Origin of the sequence: Brucella sp. IR068 (assembly GCF_049065885.1) — a bacterium.
Taxonomy (GTDB): Bacteria; Pseudomonadota; Alphaproteobacteria; order Rhizobiales; family Rhizobiaceae; genus Brucella; species Brucella intermedia.
In genome coordinates this window covers 46,895-64,686 of sequence record NZ_JBAKHE010000014.1, presented here as the reverse complement: position 1 = coordinate 64,686, position 17,792 = coordinate 46,895, and the positions used below count along the sequence as shown (strand labels likewise).

The following is a 17,792-nucleotide window of genomic DNA, read 5'->3' as shown; positions in this document are numbered from 1 at the left end:
AATTAAGAATTATTATTACGGCGTATTTCTGTCGACTCGGCTATCTGAATCCCATCTGCAGCCTCGTCAGCAGTGACCGGAACATCCGGGAATCTTACAATGCCTGACATTTCGATCATGGCCAAACGGCAGCGACGAGCAAATTCGTCGTCTGAAGTGCCGGAAAGATACTGTGCGGCGGCGTACAGTCGGTCGGTCGACACTAATCCGTATGACATTGATGTGGCCGAGGTGATGCACTTATCGGTGAACTGATCCGCGCGCTCACCCGGATTCGTCAGGCGATAGCCGTTTCCGAATAGAATGCCTTTGGCCGGTCGACTAACTTCCTCGCGCTGCAGGTCTTCGTGCAGGTTGGTTGACAGCTGACGCAGCTTCTCGATGTTTACTGCCTTGTTGTCCTTGCCTTCAGCTTCACCGAGAAGGCGGCCTTCCGCGCTCTCGAAGACTGCATCGAATTCCGATTTCCCGTCCTCATATCGTTCTGCTTTAAAGCCGAGCACCGTCAACGCGATGATGACCGCCGCCTCCAGCGGCTTGCCCTTCTCGAATAGCAGCGCGCGCAGCTGTCCTGCGTCCTCCATCTGGTTGGATAGATCGTCCTTCACGCGCTGGGCTTTCTCCAGTTCTGTCTCTGCCTGGAGCAATTGCTGGCGAAGCTCGACCTCCGGGGCGAGTGCGAATTCGTCAGCCGACGCCCATTCGGGTTGCGGCGTTTTCTCACCGTCGCTGGCAATTGCCTTCGATAGAGCGACAATCTCCCCAATAAGTGAAGCGCTGAATTGTTGGCCTGCTTGAGACCAGACCCAATCGCCATCTTTATTTTCTTCGCTAAACTCGTCCCGGTCGAAATCCATGTCGGGGAGGAGTAGAAGCGCACCGGTGGAGACCTTGCTTCTCAGAAATAGCCCCACGGGGATGTGCCCGGTCTGTGTTTGAACACACACACCTTTGCTGGTTACTGGCCAGACGACATTATAACGTGAGTCTTTTCCAAACTTTTGCCAGTACGCCGCGAACAGTTCTTGCGTGCCTTGGCTGAGCGCCATTGAAGATCCCTGCGTCGCAGTCCATTTGGACGCAACCGGAAGGGCATTGTAGCTTGTGCATAATTCGACGTGTCGCGTCACCTTTTGATTGCGACCAGTCCCAGAAGTGGATTTCGACCCGGTCGCGACATACACCTCGGCTGGCGGGGAAAGAAAGGCAACAACTAGTTTGCCCGCGTCTACAGCCCTGCGTGATTTCCCTCCGCCAGTGCGCGCACGCTTCCCGGAGCGCAAATGATTTACTGTCATTCAAGCAGAGTTTGCCGAGATACTCGTCATTGCCATATGCGTAGGTAGTGATCTGGGAAATATTAGGTCTGAAGAGGACGATGTCCCAGTCGAGGAGCGAGTTTTTATCACTGAAAGTTGCGCTCTCGATGTTGTCCCCTACCAAGTCGAAGCCGACGGTCAAAATTTTCTTAGGCATGCAACCCCGCCGTCCCGTTGATTTCTCCGAATGTACTGTCGGCGAAACACCCATTCAATATTGGCGGTTGCGTTCATCCCCAAAAATGTGACCTTTGAGGGTAAAACTTGCTACAGCTGTGTGGTGGTCAGTGTGTTGACCTGAAAAGAAATCTCACCCTGACCGTGTTCAGCCCAGTCATGCCTAAAAAGTCGCGAGTTGATCACATGTTAAACTGCCCAGACATCGTTCCGCGCCGAAAAGGGGAAGCAAAATTCAACTTTTAATCACGTCCCGCTTCTGGCCCGGGAATGCACCCTAGCACACGTGACTACGACGAATGTCTGCTTACTTACGTCCGCCGCCAAGGAGCCGCCATTCCGCTACCGGCCCCAATCCGGTCATTCAAAAATAAGCGCGGATTGAATGCACGTCCGGCGATGTTTCGGCAGTGTCGTCGGAACACGAGATTCAGGCGTATAGCTTACGACGGCAAAATCCTGTTCGGCAACTATACGCGCCGGATACCGGTAAGCAGTAGCTCCGAAGTCTAGGTTAAGTGTAGTCCACGCTCTTTTAGCTGACTCCGGATGGCTTGGCGGCGTCAACAAAACGATATCTGGAACAGTGGGTTAGCAGAAATTCGATCCAAGCTGCTTGACAGTATGTTCGACGTGGATAGATTAGTGGTAATACCACGGTTTGGACACGGGATGACAGAAAAAAAATCAATCCGACGCGAAACGCAGGAAGCTGGTGCACATAACCGTGTCACTGCGTTCCTTCGCGACCAGTTGCTGTCTGGGGAATTGAAGGCTGGCGATTGCCTTTTGCCAGAGCGAGAACTCGCAGCCATGCTTAATGTCAGCCGGCCTGTCCTCAGGGAAGCCCTTCGCGCGCTTTCCATGATCGGCGCCGTTGAGATCAGGCATGGCGTCGGCACGATTGTTAAAAGGCCGGACGCATCGGCACTGGGCGATGTATTCAGCTTCATGCTCGCACATGGCTCGGATATCACGAGTGACATCATGGAGGCCAGAAAGGCCATCGAGCACCACGCCATTCGTCTGGCGTGTCAGCGAGCGACAGAACAGGATTTTGCGAATATTGCAATTGCGTTGCGGCACATCATCGAGACGATAGAAAATCCGGATGCGGGCGGCACTGCAGACTTCAAATTCCACGAGGCAATCGTCACTGCGTCACACTCGCCGACGCTGGTCACGATCTATGCCTCGATATCGCAGCTCATGATGCGCTCGCACCTGGAACGCCGCGAGAAGATAATTCGAGTCGAAGGAATCGAGGAGTTCCTGATCGATCATCATCGATTGATCCTCGAAGCCCTTGCCGCCCGCGATCGCGTTCGGGCCGATGATCTGCTGCATCAGCACTTCGAAATCGGAGCCGATTTTCGGCGCCGGGCGAGTCTGCACGAACTGGCAAAGGGAACCAGTGTTTCAGACTAGTTCACTCATTCATCAGGGAGGATATTCATGAATATTGTCGTTGGAAGCGACCATGCGGGCTTTCCGTTGAAAGCTGACGTGATCGAGGTCCTCAAAGAGCTCGGTCATCAGGTGGAAGACATTGGTAGCTTCACGCCGGATCCTGTCGATTTCCCTGACATAGCAGGCCTGCTCTGCAAGAAGGTGCGGGATGGTTCAGCCGAACGTGGCATTCTTGTTTGCGGGACTGGCGTTGGCGCCGCCATCGCAGCAAACAAGATCAACGGCATCCGCGCAGCCGTCTGCCACGACGTCCATTCGGCGCACCAGAGTGTGGAGCATGACGACGTGAATGTCATGTGCATCGGCGCAAAAATCGTCGGGTCATGGCTCGCTCGCGACTTGGTCTTGTCCTATCTGAACGCTCGGTTTGACCGCAACGAAGATTTCGTCCGCCGTGTCGAAAAACTTTCCGCATTGGAAAATGCGCAGTCAGTCGCGTGACCGAAAGACTGGAGAGCAGACATGGGGACTAGCAACTTTCCAAAGATCGCTTTCATCGGGCTCGGCGTGATGGGTCGGGAGATGGTCCGTCATCTCATCACGGCTGGATATCCGGTGAAGATCTATGACATTTCGTCAGATGCTATCTCAGCATTGGCAGAGCAGGGGGGCACTGCTTCGGATAGTGTCGCCACCGCGGTATGCGATGCACAGATCGTAATCTCGATGCTTCCCAACACACCTCAGGTTGAGGAAGTCGTATATCGGGACGGCATAATCGATCACATGCCTGGTGGGGGAATTTACATCGACATGAGTACGATTTCACCGGAGGCTACACGGGCCATGGCTTCGGCTTTGGCTGCCAAATCCATCTTCATGCTCGACGGCCCGGTTTCGGGGGGGCCGATTGGTGCAAAGAACGCTGCATTATCGATCATGGTCGGAGGCGAGCGGGCTGCTTTCGAACGCGCCGAAAAGGTGTTCAAAGTCATGGGTGCGACCGTGACGCACGTCGGGGCCCCGGGCGCTGGTCAGACCGTGAAGCTTTGTAACCAGCTCGTCTGCGCGGTCAACATCCAGGCAGTCTGTGAGGCTCTTGCGCTCGGTCGTGCCAGCGGCGTCGATCTTGATCAGATGCGAGATGTCCTGCTTGGCGGGTCAGCTTCCTCCTGGATGCTCGACAAGCTCGGTCCGGCGATGATCGCTGGAGATACTAGCGCTGGGTTCCGCATCGACCTGATGCTCAAAGACCTCCGACTTGTCCTGGAAATGGCGGGACAGAAGGATGTTCCACTTCCTGCTACGTCGCTTGTCACCTCGCAATATGTCGAGGCGAGGGCGCATGGCGAAGGATCGAACGGCAACCAGGCCCTTTTCAGGGTCTATGACCGGATGACGGGACAGAACCTGCCGCGACACATGGCAGTCAGACCATGACCTTCGATTTCTCAGTCGTCCTCCTCCGCTGGCACATGCTGGTCGATGGCATGGCGCTGACGGCGCAGTTGGCCCTGATCACGACAGTGACCGGCTTCATTATTGGAACAGCATGTGCGATAGCGCGCCGATCCGGCGGACCGGTGCTGCGCAGGTTGGCCACCGCATATGTCGAAAGCATTCGTAACACGCCGTTCCTCGTCCAGATATTTGTGATCTATTTCGGCCTATCCAGCCTTGGATATTCGTTTGGCGCAATTTTCGTGGCTGTCGTAGCTCTGACAGTCAATGTCGGAGCCTATACCGCCGAGATCATGCGCGCAGGGTTCGATTCCATCCAGGAGGGGCAATGGGAAGCGGGGGAGTGTCTGGGCCTGTCTTCAACGCAGCTTTACTGGCATGTGGGGCTTCGCCCCGCGATGGAGCGGGTTTATCCAGCCCTCACAAGTCAGTTCATCCTGCTGATGCTTGCTTCCTCGGTGACCTCCCAGATTTCTGCCGAAGAACTCACCGCTGCCGGCAACTTCATCCAGTCGGAAACCTACCGACCGTTTGAAACCTATCTCGTCATCGCAGTCATCTACCTCTTCCTTTCCCTCGGGATGCGAGCGCTTTTCTGGGGGCTGGGTATGGCATTGTTCCCGCGCCGCCGCAGGCTCGGGACGCCGTTGTAAGGGAGGCGAGCAGTGACTACCGCATTCAACCACAACCATCTGATTTTCCTTCTCGAAGGCGCTCTTTGGACCGTCATCCTTACCGGAATGGCATTTATCGGAGGAGGGATTGTTGGCTTCATCGTTGCGCTCGGTCGTATCACGCCATCGCGTGCACTCCGCCTCATTGCGGCGACCTATGTCCAGCTCATCCAGGGCACCCCGCTCTTGGTGATCATGTTCATCATCTACTTCGGACTGCCGACACTTGGGTTCTCGATCACGCCATTGTTTGCAGCCGGCATCTCGCTGACAATCTATGTCAGCGCCTACCTTGGAGAGATTTGGCGGGGTTGTTTGGAATCAGTACCAAAGGCGCAGTGGGAGGGGGCTGAGTGCCTTGCGCTTTCTCGAACGCAGCGCATGTTCAAAGTGATCCTTCCACAGGCGGTTCGGATCGCAACCCCACCAACCGTTGGCTTTAGTGTTCAGATCGTCAAGAACACGTCGCTCGCATCGGTCGTCGGTTTCGTTGAACTGACGAGAGCGGGGCAGCTTATCAACAACTCGATTTTCGAGCCCTTTCTCATCTATCTTATCGTTGCCGCCCTCTATTTCTGCCTTTGCTTCCCTCTGTCAGCATTCAGCCAACGGCTTGAGAACATGGGGCCGAGACGGCGCAATCGAAAAGAGCCGGAAGCACAGGGTACAGCAATTCAGGGAGGGTGATCATGGTCATGATCGCATTAAATCAAGTCAAGAAGAGCTTCGGCGCGGTTCCCGTCCTTCAAGGAGTAAGTTTTTCAGTAGAGAAGGGCCAGGTCGCGGCACTGATCGGTGCAAGTGGCTCCGGAAAGAGTACTGCGCTGCGATGCGTCGATCGTCTCGAAGTGATCGATAGCGGTGAGATCATCGTGGCCGACCACAAGGTTCATGACCCAAAGCTTGATCTCCATAAACTCCGCCTTGACGTCGGCATCGTGTTTCAAAGCTACAACCTTTTCCCACATCTCACGATCGAAGAGAACGTCATGCTTGCGCCTCGTTCGGTGAAGAAAATCCCAAAGGATGAGGCGCGCGAAATGGCGCGGGCTGCGCTCGAACGCGTCGGGCTCGATGAGAAGGCTAACCACTATCCCGAGCAATTATCGGGCGGACAGCAGCAGCGAGGCGCTATCGCGCGATCGCTCGCGATGGAACCGAAAGTGATGCTATTCGATGAGGTCACTTCCGCCCTCGACCCAAAACTGACCGGAGAGGTTCTACGAGTGATCGAAAAACTCGCAGAAAGCGGGATGACGATGATCATGGTTACCCACGAAATGAACTTCGCACGCAAGGTCGCCGATCGTGTGATCTTCATGCACCGCGGGCTCGTTCACGAGGAGGGGGACGCATCGATCTTGAATGCACCCATGACATTGGAGCTCCAGGACTTCTTGAGCCACGATCTATGAGATAAAATAAAATGGAGGAGAATGTAATGTTGAAGAGGTTTCTCGTATTAAGCATCGTAGGGGCGATGCTGACTGCTCAAGGCGTTCCGGCCATGGCCGATACATACGCCGACATCATCGCAGCAAAGAAAATTCGGGTGTCGACGGACCTGGCAATTCCGCCGTCCGGCATGCTTGATGCCAACCTCAAACCCGTGGGTTCCGATGTCGAAACCGCGCAGCTTCTCGCAAAGGACTGGGGTGTTGAGCTGGAGTTCATTCAGACAACGGGCGCCACGCGTATTCCGAACCTCCAAACGAACAAGGCTGACATCGTCATCTCAACGCTGTCGGTAACCCCGGAGCGGGCACAAGTCATAGATTTTTCGAAGCCATATGCGGGACTGGTCTCGGTGATTGCAGCCCCGGCAAAATCTCCGATCAACGATTGGGCAGATCTGAAGGGACAATCAGTAACCGTGACACGTGGTACGACCCAGGACAGTGAACTGACGAAGCTCGCAGGCGAGCATGGTTTTACTGTCACTCGTTACGACGATGACGCGACGATGGTTACAGCAGCTGTGTCAGGTCAGGCCAAGGCGATTGCGACATCAGCCACGCTCGTGAAACAGATTCATGACAAGAATCCAACATTGGCTTTCGAACCGAAGATAACGATCCGCGTTTTGAACCTTGCAATTGGTGTGAATAAGAATGAACCGGAATTGCTCTCCAAACTTGACGAATGGGTTGTGGCAAACCTCCAAAATGGCAAGTTAAACGAGATCTACCAAAAGTATCATGGTACACCGCTTCCAAAAGAAATCGTGGACGCGAAATAAGGCCTGCTTTGATAGCCGGCGCCGGATGCACTTATCCGGCGCTTTGCATACTTATAGTGTTTAATAATGCCTTCGCATCTGTTGGCTGGGCAGTTACATTATCAGCGGTCGGCCATTGAGCGATTTCTGACTGGCAATCAAAGCCGCGATTGCCTGCTTAGCACCTTCATGCCGGTCGCTCGGGTGCTGTGGGTGAAAATCCGAAAAGGGGCGTCCAGTAGCGTCGTGTCACTATACAAGTTGGAAGAGATATCGGATTTAGACCGTTCGTTTACTGGACTGAATTAACGGTTAGAGCGGAATTTATATCCGATGGAGTCCAGGTTACTACCGAAGTGGGATGTGCCGCACGACAATCCCCTGTTGTTATTCAGGGGGTTGTCGGATTTTGCAGATGTTTGGTATTGATTACTTGTAAGCGGAAACCACAATCTCTATCAGCGTATCACCACCCAGATCGGCAACGCCAACAGTTGCACGGGTTGGCAGCAGCGAAGGATCAATCCATTCCTTCCAGACCTTATCCATTTCAGGCTTCTTGTTGAGATCCGTTACGAAGATGGTTGCTGCCAGAAGCTTGGTCTTGTCCGTGCCTGCCTGCGCCAGATAGCTGTCGAGCTTGGCGAGGATTTCGCTGGTCTGACCGGCCATATCCAGGCTTTCGTCATCACAGGTGGTTCCACCGACATAGACAATGCCATTGTGTTCGACGACGCGATGCATAATCGGCGTCTGAATGAAACGCTCAGCCATAATTTAGTCCTTTCAGATGGTTGGGGAGTTATCCGGTTGTTCGCCGGTGACGGCGAAAACAGCATCGGGGGTTTGAGTCAGTGCTGCGATTTCGCAGAGCGGTACCGGTTTCACCGGAGTGCGCAGACGATAGAAACCGACCGTTTGAGGTGCACGGTTTTGCACCTCGGCCAGAATTTCCGTGACGGTGGAACTGCACATGCGACCCTGACAGGGACCCATGCCGCAGCGGAACATGGTTTTAAGCTGGTTGGGGCCGACAATATTGCAGGCCGCCGCGTCGCGGATTGCGCCTGCGGTCACTTCCTCGCAACGGCAGACAATCGTTTCCCGATCCATTGGCGCGCGAAATGCCTGTGCAGGCAGATAAAGCGCATCGATAAAGGCGCGACCGCGTTCGACGCGACGCGCTTGAGCATGCAGCTTAGCGATTTTCGAATTCAACGTTGGGGCCAATGCCGGAAAGATATCCTGACAGGCTGCGAGTGCTGCGATGCGCCCGCTCTGCTCGGCAACCAATGCACCGCCGATGCCGCTGCCGTCACCAGCAATGTAGATGGCTGGAATAGACGAACGCCCGCTGCCGTTGAGTTGCGGTTGAAAGCATTTCTGGCCGTCGTTCCAGACCAGAGCGCAGCCGGAAGCATTGGCGAGATTGTTGTTGGGGATCACACCGTGATGCAGGAATACGCTATCGACCGCAAGCCTGTTTGTTTTGCCCTTTGCCGAAAAGCAGATCGCTTCCGCTTCGTCTTTTCCTTCAATTGCGATATCGGTGACACCGGAATAAACCGGTACCGACTTGCGCACTTTTAAGAGAAGCGAAAGCCCCTTCAAGGCATAGGGCGAGAAAAGGAACGAAAGCAGCCTTGAGGTGGCCTTCGCATAATTTGCGCCGGGCGTCGTATCGAGCAATGCTGCAACCTTGCCACCAGCCTGCAGCAGCTGCGCGGCGAACATGTAGAGCAGCGGGCCTGTCCCCGCCAGAACCACATTTCCGTTGGGCAGGAGGCCGGAAGCCTTCAACGCAATCTGTGCTGCGCCGACGGTCATAACACCCGGCAACGTCCAGCCCCTGACAGGCATCGGGCGCTCCATGGCGCCGGTCGCGAAGATCACGCGGTGCGCTGAAACAATCCCGCTTTTGCCGCTTACCGATACGCGCAGATCAACGCCGTTGTTGTCGCCATCCTGTGGTTCCACACTCCAGACGAGGGCCTGCGGAACATAGGTGGCATTGCTGGCGATGAATGCTTTCAGCACGTCTTTGCCCCGCCAGTAGTCGGTGCCGAGAAACGGCCTTTGGGCATTCGTATTGTGTTCTATGCCACGGTATATCTGTCCGCCTGCGGTTGTGTTTTCGTCGAACAGAACCACGTTAGCGCCAGCGGCGCTTGCCTCTGCGGCTGCCGACATGCCTGCCGGTCCCGCGCCGATAATGGCGAGGTCGTAAAACGCGTCGAGTGCATGAATACTGGAAATTCTTTTGAGCATTGTCGTCATGGTTCCACCCGACGCGCACCAGTCTGGGAAGAAATGATCATTCCATTGGCCACAAGCGTCATGCAAGCCTGGCGGTTCTGAACACCATCAATGGTGACCAGACATTCAAAGCAGATGCCCATCAGGCAATAGGGCGCTCGCGGTTGATCACCAACGACGCTGTTTCTGAGCCGGTTGATACCCTCTCCAAGCAACGCTGCGGCGACAGTTACATTGGCAGGTACCGTCAAGGTACGTGCATCGAATGTGATCGTTACAGTTTCCTCTGGTGTCTCAGTATTGAGGAACATTTTAGGAGACATGAAACCTCCGGCCGGAGAATGCATCACCAGCAAGTTGTTTGGCATCGGCTGCTATTTCCTGCGCCACGATCAGGGCATGGTTGGCTGCAAGCGTGACGCCGGAATGGCACATGACGGCGTAAGCCCCCGGGTGGCTTTCGGATTGTTCGTAAATCGGCAGGCCGTCCGGTGTCTTGATCCGAAACCCGGTCCAACTGCGAATGACATTGACCTCGGCCAGATGTGGGAATGTCCGCACTGCTCTGTTGGCCAGAACCGCGCTGATATCCTGATTGGTGGCGATCCGATCCGTGTGAGTTTCCTGACTGTCGCCGATCATAACGCCGCCTTCATCCGCTTGCCGCAGCGTGGCCGCTGTATAGGGGAAGAAGGGCGCGCATTTCTCCGTTACAAGAATTTGGCCTTTGCTGCGCACAACCGGCGTAGCAAGACCGACACTCTTGGCAAGCTCTGTATTGCCGTTGCCCGCTGCCAGAATGACGCGCTCGGTGAAGACTTCACCCCATGCGCCACTCAGGAGAAAGCCGCCGTTTTGCGGAGTGATGGACGAGACTTCACAATGCGGTTCATAGGAAGCGCCGAGTTTGATTATGCCTGTATGCAAGGCGCGAAACAGGCGCAGTGAATTCACGTCGCCGTCCATCGGCGAATAGATCGAGCCGATCACATCCCGACCGATGGAGGGGACCATTTTGGCCGTTTCCTGATGGTTGAGCACGACATGTTCGGGGGCGTCATTGCCAAGCTCCCGCGCTACTGTCGCGACGTCTTCGGCAAACATTTGAAGCTCGCGCTTGTCGAGGCAAAAGGTGAAAGCGCCTGTCTGTTTCAACGCGACATCAAGGCCGGTCACATCCCGCAATTCATCTGCGAAAGCGGGCCACAGGCGCGCCGATTGCATTGTCCAACGGGCATAGTGTGGTGCGCCTACGCCTTTGCCCTGTACCCAAATGAGCGCGAAATTGGCACGGGATGCGCGCAGGGACAGGTCTTCCCCATCGAGAAGCATTGGACGCAGACCGGATCGGGCGAGACCCCAGGCGATGGCAGAGCCAACCAGTCCCGCTCCGATAATGACTATGTTTTGGTCCGGCAATCTGCGCATTCGTAAATTCAATCTGTTGTCACAGCGTCGTCAGTGGTGGGCCAGACGAGGGGCTGGCCCGATTGTGTTGGTTCAGTTTTGCGGGCTTACGTCCACTTTGAACCACTTCTCGGAAAGCTTTTTCACCGTGCCGTCGGCAATTGCTGCCTGAATGGCTGTATCGAAGCGACTCTTCAGGGCGGTATCTTCCTTGCGCAGACCGACGCCAATCATGCCGAAGACTTTGCCGGAAAACAGTGGCCCGGCCAGCTTCGCGCCCTTCATGTCGTCCTTTTCCAGCGCAGCTGCAAGAACTGTCGCATTGGCGACAACCGCATCCACACGACCGCTGGTCAGGTCGAAATTGTGCTCTTCGGCGGTCTTGTACTCACGGACATCCGCGCCGTCCTTGAAATATTGTTCCATGAAGGCCGAAGCGGTTGTGGAACCCTGAACGCCGACGGTCTTGCCGTTGATTTTCCTGGCGATTGCTTCGAGAACCGGCTTGGCTGCATCGGAATCGACATTCAGCGGCTTGCCGCCTTCCGGCAGATCGGCGAGGTCGCTGTCTTCCATGACTGCGAAGGAATTGATGGCCGCCGCATAAGGCGACGAAAACGCGATCACTTCCTCACGCTTCGGTGTGATGCTCATGCCGGCCATGATGGCGTCATACTTGCCAGCGGTCAGCGATGGAATGATGCCGTCCCAGTTCTGGGCGGTAATTTCGCATTTCGCTTTCAGGCGCTCGCAAAGGTCTTTGGCAAGATCAATCTCGAAGCCTTCCAGCACGCCATTCGGGCCGGAAAAATTCCACGGCGCATAAGCACCTTCGGTGGCAATGCGCACGATGTCTTCGGCCTGCGCGGTCGGTGCGACGGCGAGAACGCCAAGAACGGAAAGGACGAATTTCAGTTTCATATGTTCACCTCTGTTAAAAACCGATCGATCGGTTCATGCGTTTTGTTTGGAAATGAATTGCCGGATCCGTTCGCTTTTGGGGTTGCCAAAAACCTCGTCGGGCGTGCCTTCTTCTTCAATCAGGCCCTGACGCAGAAACACGACACGGCTGGACACATCCCGGGCGAAGCCCATCTCGTGGGTCACAACCAGCATGGTGCGTCCCTCTGCCGCCAGATCGCGCATGACCTTCAGCACCTCTGCCACCAGCTCTGGATCCAGTGCGGAGGTTGGTTCATCAAACAGCATGATCTTCGGACGCATTGCCAACGCGCGGGCAATCGCCGCGCGTTGCTGCTGCCCGCCGGAAAGATGTGCGGGATAGACGTTGCGCTTATCGGCAATGCCGACACGCTCCAGCAGTGCTTCAGCCTCGGCAATGCTCTCCGATCGGTTTCGCTTCTGTACATGGACAGGCGCTTCGATCAGATTTTCGAGGATAGTCAGGTGCGACCACAGATTGAACGACTGAAATACCATCGTCGCCTGACCGCGCAGCCGCTGAACCTGTTTCACATCGGCTGGACGAGGCGCGCGTCCGGGCTGTTGGTCGAGCTTGTATGCCTCGCCGTGAATAGCTACGCTACCAGCATCCGGTACTTCCAGCATATTGATGCAGCGCAGCAGTGTGGATTTGCCGGAACCTGACGCGCCCAGAATGGAGATGACTTCACCCTGGTGGGCCTGCAATGAAACGGAATGCAGAACCTTGTGCGCGCCATAGCATTTTTCGAGGTTCTTGATCTCGACCGCAGGCGTTTCGAAACTTTGCATTATGAGTTTCCTCCGGCGGCATGCACGATGACAGGCTGACGCTGGGCCGCCGACAGGCGGTATTCCAGCAGTTTGAAGATTCTGGTGACCACGAAATTCAAGAGGAGATAGATCGCGCCCGCGCAGATAAAGACTTCGACAGGGCGGTAGGTGGCAGAAATCAGCTTGGCCGCCAGCCCTGTTACTTCCATCATGGTGATGGTTGATGCCAGCGCCGTGGACTTCACCATCAAGATAACTTCATTCGAATAGGCGGGCAGCATCTGCCGCAGGGCCTGTGGGGCCAGAATACGACGGACGAGGGTGAAGCCGCTCATGCCATAAGCACGCGCTGCTTCGATCTGCCCAGTCGCGACCGACAGAACGCCGCCTCGTATGATTTCGGCGCTGTAGGCAGCCGTATTGAGTGCAAGGGCCAAGACCGCGCACCAATAGGGTTCGCGTAGAAACGGCCAGAGAAAGCTCCTGCGCAGTTCGGGAAACTGGCTGAGACCGTAATAGATGATGTAGAGTTGGACCAGCAGCGGGGTGCCGCGCAGCACGAAGATGTAGCCTCGCGCAATGAGGTCCAGTATCAGATTACCCGACAGACGCATCGTGGCCAGTATCGTCGCCAGCACGGCGCCACTGATAACTGATAGCGCCATTAGCTGCAGCGTCAGCGGAATACCGCGACAAAGCTCAACGAAACTGTCGAACATGAACGGGAGGTCGAGAAAGTTCATACCGCCCTCCGGATGCCGCGCATGGCGCGTTTTTCGGCCGTCTTGAACAACAGGCCCGATACGAATGTGATGACAAGGTAAAGCAGCCCGGCGGTCAGAAAGAATGTAAACGGTTTGCGGGTCGATCCGGCGCCAATTTGGGCTTGACGCATCAGTTCAACCAGTCCAACGACAGAAATCAGCGCGGATTCCTTCAAGACGAGTTGCCAGACATTGCCGATGCCCGGAATGGCAAAACGTGCTGCCTGCGGAACCATGATACGGCGGAACAGTAGGTGCGTTGGCATGCCATAGGCCTTGGCGGCCTCGATCTCGCCTTTAGGGAGTGCAAGTACGGCACCGCGATAGACTTCGGCTTGATACGCGCCCGAAACCACGCCAATGGCCAGCGCACCGGTTATGAAAATTGGCGCACTTACGAAACCGTGCCCGCCGAACAATGCTCCAATTTGGCTCAACACAGCGCTACTGCCGAAATAGAACAGGTAAATGACGAGAAGATCGGGGATGCCGCGAAGCACCGTCGAATATCCGTCAGCCACAATTCTCAGAATACGCTGGGATGAAAATGAAGCGGCAGCGGCAACAATGCCAAACACCGCGCCTGCTGCGAAACCGCAGAAAGCTACTGCAAGTGTCATGCCGGTAGCCCGGAGCATATCGTAGCCCCAGCCGTCTTCGGCAAAACCCATCAAATCCAGATATGCGCTAACCGCACCCAACTGCTTTGTTCCCTTTTTTTGTCCGGTGCATCGTCACGCCGGTACGTTTATGGGAGTGGTTTGACAGCGGGACTTAATACAGTCAAATTCGAAATGAAGCCCAGAGCATAACCAAATATTATGGTGAAACATGAACCTGCGTCAGGTCGAAGCGTTCCGCACTGTCATGCTGACGGGTAAAATGACGGCTGCAGCGGAACTGATGGCGATCACCCAACCCGCCGTAAGCCGCCTGATCCGCGACTTTGAAATCGACACGAAACTCAAACTGTTCAACCGGCGCGGGAACCAGTTGACGCCAACGCAGGCGGCCATGACGCTGTTGCAGGAAGTCGAGCGGGCCTATGTCGGGCTCAATCGCATCAGGAGTTTCGCCGATGAGATCAGCCGTCAGAATGCGGGCATGTTGCGTATTGCTGCCATGCCTGCGCTTGCAAATGGGATCATGCCGCGCTTCCTCGCCCGATTTCTCAGGGAGCGTCCCAATATCCACGCTTCTTTGAACGGCATTTCATCCGCTCTGGTTGTGGAGGCCGTTGCATCCGGTCAGGTCGATCTTGGTTTTGCCGACGGTCCGCTCGACAGACCCGGTTTCGATATCGAAACGAGGGCGATACCGGCCGTCGTTGCAGTTCCATTGGGACATCGTCTTGCAGATTATTCGGAAGTTTCCCCGGAGGATCTCGCTAATGAACGCATGATCACGCTGGAGCCGGGTTCGCTGTTTGCCATGCGTGTAGAGGTTGCGCTTGCACGCATCCCACGGTCGGCCACCATCGAGACCCGCCTTTCGCACACAGCGCTGACACTCGTCGCTGAAGGTGTCGGCATAACAATCATTGATCCGTCCTCAGCAACGGATTTTCGCGGACGTGGAGTGGCGATCCGACCTTTTACGACCTTTGTCGATGCTGGCTTTCTGGTCATCCGCCGGAGTAACGGTCCTGACAACAGCCTGGCTCAACGTTTTATAGATGAGTTCTGGGCCTATCATGAGACGTTGCTGGCGGATGAATGAGGGGCACGCGTGGCCGCTGTATCAGCGCAGAGGAGGCTTGTACCGTTCCAACAGCGTGCATGCGTTGAATTTGGCAGAACAAACTGAGATTGCGCGGGTGCGCCAGCCGCACGAGACGGCGGGCAAGATCAGGGCGATCAATCATGGTATTGAAGAAGAACCTCAGCGCCGATACGACACTGTTCATCGTCGGCACCGGGACGCCCTCGCTTTGCTGCCATATCTGGAAGCGGCGCAAATCATCCACGGACGCGGTATCGGGAGGCCTTCCGAGAAAACTGGCAATTCGTGCGATATCGCGCAGATAGTTGCGTTGGGTCCCGTGCCCGAAGTGGCGCAGGTTCATGTCGTCGATCAGGCGTTGACGAAGCGGGCTGATCGCGGGCGAACTCGGTTGGTTGTGCATGGTCAGGCTCCTTGTTGAAAAAGCCTGTCATTCTCTGCTCGCTCCGAGCGACACTCAATGCAGAGCGCAATGGTCGCTCTGTGCCTTCTACCTCAGTCGCACGCGCCTTCCCGCGAAGCGGTTAGTTCCGGCCTCGTTCAGGTCATTCAAAAGTTAGGTGAGGATGGACGGGGCGTCCAGCCAGGTTCGAGGGCGCCGCCCACGCGCGTTTCAGTCGCACTGCCCATGACAATACTGAGAGGCTAATACTTGAACATCGTATATCTATGGGAGCTTCGATGCGTAAGGCGATCGTTTTGGGCGGATACGGGCTCATCGGCAGAGCGTGCATGCGGGCTTTGGCAAATGCCGGATTTGAAGTTGTCGGTGTAGGACGGTCAAGTCGTGCGGCGCTTGCCGCTGATGCAAACGCGACATGGTTGATCCGTGACATACCAACCATCTCGGTCGACGAATGGCGAGTGCTGCTGGGCAATGTCGATGTCGTAGTAAACGCTGCCGGAGCACTGCAAGACGGCGCGCGAGACGGTCTTGCAGCCATCCACGTCACGACAATAGCCCGTCTGGTTGAGGCAACGAAGGACATTCCCTTACGGATTGTCCAGATTTCGGCGGCTGGCGTTGGAGCTGAAGCATCAACGGAGTTCTTTCGGTCAAAAGCGCGCGGCGATGAAATACTGGCGAGGAGCGGACAAGATTGCGTGATCCTGCGTCCAACGCTTGTTTTGTCGCCAGATGCCTATGGCGGCACAGCGCTTTTACGTGGCGTTGCTGGTTTACCGTTAATTTTGCCGCGTGTTTTGCCTCATGCTCAGGTGCAGACTGTTCATATCGATGATGTAACAGAGGCAGTAGTGGCAGCGGCGAGGAGAAAACTGCAATCCGGGCTTATTGCCGATCTCACCGAGCCCGAGGTTCGAGGCTTTTCCGAAATGGTCGACCACTTCAGGCAATGGCAGGGATTCTCGCCTCCGTGGTTGCGTCCAAAACTGCCCGCAGTGGTGCTGAAATCAGTGGGTAAGGGCGCTGATCTGCTCGGCTGGCTGGGGTGGCGCTCACCGATGTGCAGCACTGGGTTACAGGCGCTTGCCGATGGGATACGAGGCGATCCGAGCGCGTGGCTTGAGGCGGGCGGTTACCCCTGTCGTTCGCTAGTTTCGACACTGAGAAGTCTGCCGTCCACGCGACAGGAACGGCTTTTCGCCCGGATGTACTTCATGCTGCCACTGGCCATCGCCACGCTTGCGCTGTTTTGGTGCTTGTCGGGGCTATTCGCATTAATATCTCCAATGCGCGCTATCGCTATTCTCGAAGGACATCACGTTCCGGCGTGGCTGGCGGGTATTACAGTCTATGGCGGCGCATTTGCAGATATCGGATTGGGCCTGGGTATCCTTTGGCGTTCGGTAACGCGCATGGCGACAGTCGGAATGATAGTGCTTTCGGCCTGTTATCTCTTCGGTGGTCTGGTGGTTGCGCCAGATCTGTGGCTTGATCCTCTTGGACCGATGATAAAAGTGGTTCCAGCTATTGTTTTGGCAGCTATCGTTGCGATGATGCTGGAGGTGCGATGAACTATGATATTTTGCGCTTTCTGCATGTGATCGGTGCAACGGTCCTGCTTGGCACCGGCGCCGGTATCGCGTTTTTCATGGTCATCTCCAATCGCTCAGGAGATCCGCGGTTGATTGCCCATGTCGGTGGCATCGTCGTGTTGGCTGATACGGTTTTCACTGCAACTGCTGCCATTTTCCAGCCAGTCACCGGCTATTTGCTTGCACGTGAAGCAGGATGGCCTGTCCTGTCCGGTTGGGTCGGGCTTTCGTTGGCGCTCTACATCATTGTTGGTGCATTCTGGCTGCCGGTTGTCTGGATGCAGATCCGGTTGCGGAATATGGCGCGTTTGGCTGCCCGCGAGGGAAAAGCACTGCCGGCGGCCTATCATCGTCTCTATCGCTGGTGGTTTGCTTTTGGTTTTCCGGCATTTGCGGCAGTATTGGCCATCATATGGCTGATGTTGACTAAGCCTTCAATTTAAAGATCGGCAATCCCGATTGAAGATGCAACGGGCTCTGCCATCTCGCCAGTCATCAAGGTCTGCGCCAATCCGGAAACCTGTCGCAAGCTTGCGGGAGACATGGATGTCGACGCTGGCAGATTGCCTGCCTACGATCGCGGCAAGGATGTAAGAGTGACGGCTGAACCTCTCACAACGCGCCTAATTGTGGATTGAATGTCATGAGACTTGGCACAGGCCATAGAAAC

Annotated in this window: 21 protein-coding genes; 11 read left to right on the top strand and 10 right to left on the bottom strand. The window is 55.6% G+C overall.

Features of this window, described 5'->3' with window-relative positions; all coding sequences use genetic code 11:
- Positions 1-2: 2 nt before the first annotated feature.
- On the bottom strand, positions 3-1,049 hold the full coding sequence (locus ACOWVS_RS19475; RefSeq protein WP_006472008.1) for a hypothetical protein: 1,047 nt from the start codon (positions 1,047-1,049) through the stop codon (positions 3-5).
- 1,119 nt (positions 1,050-2,168) lie between these two features.
- Here ACOWVS_RS19475 and ACOWVS_RS19470 point away from each other — a divergent pair.
- From ACOWVS_RS19470 to ACOWVS_RS19440, 7 genes are read left to right on the top strand one after another with little or no spacing between them, the layout of a single operon-like run.
- Complete coding sequence (locus tag ACOWVS_RS19470; RefSeq protein ID WP_006472009.1) at positions 2,169-2,924, top strand: FadR/GntR family transcriptional regulator; 756 nt, start codon at positions 2,169-2,171, stop codon at positions 2,922-2,924.
- 27 nt (positions 2,925-2,951) lie between these two features.
- Positions 2,952-3,407 (top strand): ribose 5-phosphate isomerase B, encoded by a 456-nt coding sequence (gene rpiB / locus ACOWVS_RS19465; RefSeq protein ID WP_006468214.1) that lies wholly within the window; start codon positions 2,952-2,954, stop codon positions 3,405-3,407.
- Between the two features lie 21 nt (positions 3,408-3,428).
- Positions 3,429-4,346, top strand: coding sequence for an NAD(P)-dependent oxidoreductase (locus ACOWVS_RS19460; protein WP_006468215.1), 918 nt, complete (start codon positions 3,429-3,431; stop codon positions 4,344-4,346).
- Positions 4,343-5,020: an amino acid ABC transporter permease gene (locus ACOWVS_RS19455; protein ID WP_006468216.1), complete on the top strand. Its 678-nt coding sequence runs from the start codon at positions 4,343-4,345 to the stop codon at positions 5,018-5,020. The genes ACOWVS_RS19460 and ACOWVS_RS19455 overlap by 4 nt, the downstream gene beginning before the upstream one ends.
- Before the next feature lie 12 nt (positions 5,021-5,032).
- The gene (locus tag ACOWVS_RS19450) at positions 5,033-5,728 is read left to right on the top strand and encodes an amino acid ABC transporter permease (protein ID WP_006468217.1); all 696 of its coding nucleotides are present in this window, start codon (positions 5,033-5,035) and stop codon (positions 5,726-5,728) included.
- 2 nt (positions 5,729-5,730) lie between these two features.
- Positions 5,731-6,456 (top strand): amino acid ABC transporter ATP-binding protein, encoded by a 726-nt coding sequence (locus tag ACOWVS_RS19445; RefSeq protein WP_006472010.1) that lies wholly within the window; start codon positions 5,731-5,733, stop codon positions 6,454-6,456.
- 26 nt (positions 6,457-6,482) lie between these two features.
- Positions 6,483-7,280: a transporter substrate-binding domain-containing protein gene (locus ACOWVS_RS19440; RefSeq protein ID WP_006472011.1), complete on the top strand. Its 798-nt coding sequence runs from the start codon at positions 6,483-6,485 to the stop codon at positions 7,278-7,280.
- A 408-nt stretch (positions 7,281-7,688) separates the two neighbouring features.
- On the opposite strand, the gene ACOWVS_RS19435 is transcribed toward ACOWVS_RS19440, so the two are convergent.
- From ACOWVS_RS19435 to ACOWVS_RS19400, 8 genes are all read right to left on the bottom strand, one after another.
- On the bottom strand, positions 7,689-8,033 hold the full coding sequence (locus tag ACOWVS_RS19435) for a RidA family protein (protein ID WP_006468219.1): 345 nt from the start codon (positions 8,031-8,033) through the stop codon (positions 7,689-7,691).
- 12 nt (positions 8,034-8,045) lie between these two features.
- Positions 8,046-9,536, bottom strand: a complete 1,491-nt coding sequence (locus ACOWVS_RS19430) for an NAD(P)/FAD-dependent oxidoreductase (protein ID WP_006468220.1) — start codon at positions 9,534-9,536, stop codon at positions 8,046-8,048.
- On the bottom strand, positions 9,533-9,826 hold the full coding sequence (locus ACOWVS_RS19425; protein ID WP_006472013.1) for a (2Fe-2S)-binding protein: 294 nt from the start codon (positions 9,824-9,826) through the stop codon (positions 9,533-9,535). The genes ACOWVS_RS19430 and ACOWVS_RS19425 overlap by 4 nt, the downstream gene beginning before the upstream one ends.
- A gap of 1 nt (position 9,827) precedes the next feature.
- Positions 9,828-10,943: an NAD(P)/FAD-dependent oxidoreductase gene (locus ACOWVS_RS19420; RefSeq protein ID WP_006472014.1), complete on the bottom strand. Its 1,116-nt coding sequence runs from the start codon at positions 10,941-10,943 to the stop codon at positions 9,828-9,830.
- 72 nt (positions 10,944-11,015) lie between these two features.
- A complete protein-coding gene (locus ACOWVS_RS19415; RefSeq protein WP_006472015.1) occupies positions 11,016-11,843 on the bottom strand; it encodes a lysine/arginine/ornithine ABC transporter substrate-binding protein in 828 nt (275 codons plus the stop codon).
- Positions 11,844-11,876: 33 nt separating this feature from the next.
- Positions 11,877-12,656 (bottom strand): ABC transporter ATP-binding protein, encoded by a 780-nt coding sequence (locus ACOWVS_RS19410; protein WP_006468223.1) that lies wholly within the window; start codon positions 12,654-12,656, stop codon positions 11,877-11,879.
- Positions 12,656-13,381: an ABC transporter permease gene (locus ACOWVS_RS19405; RefSeq protein WP_006468224.1), complete on the bottom strand. Its 726-nt coding sequence runs from the start codon at positions 13,379-13,381 to the stop codon at positions 12,656-12,658. Before ACOWVS_RS19405 ends, ACOWVS_RS19410 begins: the two co-directional genes overlap by 1 nt.
- A complete protein-coding gene (locus tag ACOWVS_RS19400) occupies positions 13,378-14,073 on the bottom strand; it encodes an ABC transporter permease (protein WP_036565382.1) in 696 nt (231 codons plus the stop codon). The genes ACOWVS_RS19405 and ACOWVS_RS19400 overlap by 4 nt, the downstream gene beginning before the upstream one ends.
- A gap of 160 nt (positions 14,074-14,233) precedes the next feature.
- On the opposite strand from ACOWVS_RS19400, the gene ACOWVS_RS19395 reads away from it, so the two are divergent.
- Positions 14,234-15,121, top strand: a complete 888-nt coding sequence (locus ACOWVS_RS19395; protein WP_006468226.1) for a LysR substrate-binding domain-containing protein — start codon at positions 14,234-14,236, stop codon at positions 15,119-15,121.
- On the opposite strand, the gene ACOWVS_RS19390 is transcribed toward ACOWVS_RS19395, so the two are convergent.
- Entirely contained in the window at positions 15,072-15,527 is a 456-nt protein-coding gene (locus tag ACOWVS_RS19390) for a phage integrase N-terminal SAM-like domain-containing protein (protein ID WP_077684217.1), read from the bottom strand. The genes ACOWVS_RS19395 and ACOWVS_RS19390 overlap by 50 nt on opposite strands.
- Before the next feature lie 278 nt (positions 15,528-15,805).
- On the opposite strand from ACOWVS_RS19390, the gene ACOWVS_RS19385 reads away from it, so the two are divergent.
- Genes ACOWVS_RS19385 through ACOWVS_RS19375 form a run of 3 tightly spaced genes read left to right on the top strand, consistent with a single transcriptional unit; the run spans position 15,806 to position 17,760 of the window.
- Positions 15,806-17,101 carry an SDR family oxidoreductase gene (locus ACOWVS_RS19385; RefSeq protein ID WP_006472018.1) on the top strand — a complete coding sequence of 432 codons (1,296 nt, stop codon included), beginning with the start codon at positions 15,806-15,808 and terminating at the stop codon, positions 17,099-17,101.
- Positions 17,098-17,565 (top strand): DUF2269 family protein, encoded by a 468-nt coding sequence (locus ACOWVS_RS19380; RefSeq protein WP_006468228.1) that lies wholly within the window; start codon positions 17,098-17,100, stop codon positions 17,563-17,565. The genes ACOWVS_RS19385 and ACOWVS_RS19380 overlap by 4 nt, the downstream gene beginning before the upstream one ends.
- 9 nt (positions 17,566-17,574) lie before the next feature.
- The gene (locus tag ACOWVS_RS19375; protein WP_198427178.1) at positions 17,575-17,760 is read left to right on the top strand and encodes a UxaA family hydrolase; all 186 of its coding nucleotides are present in this window, start codon (positions 17,575-17,577) and stop codon (positions 17,758-17,760) included.
- The last annotated feature ends 32 nt before the right edge of the window (positions 17,761-17,792 follow it).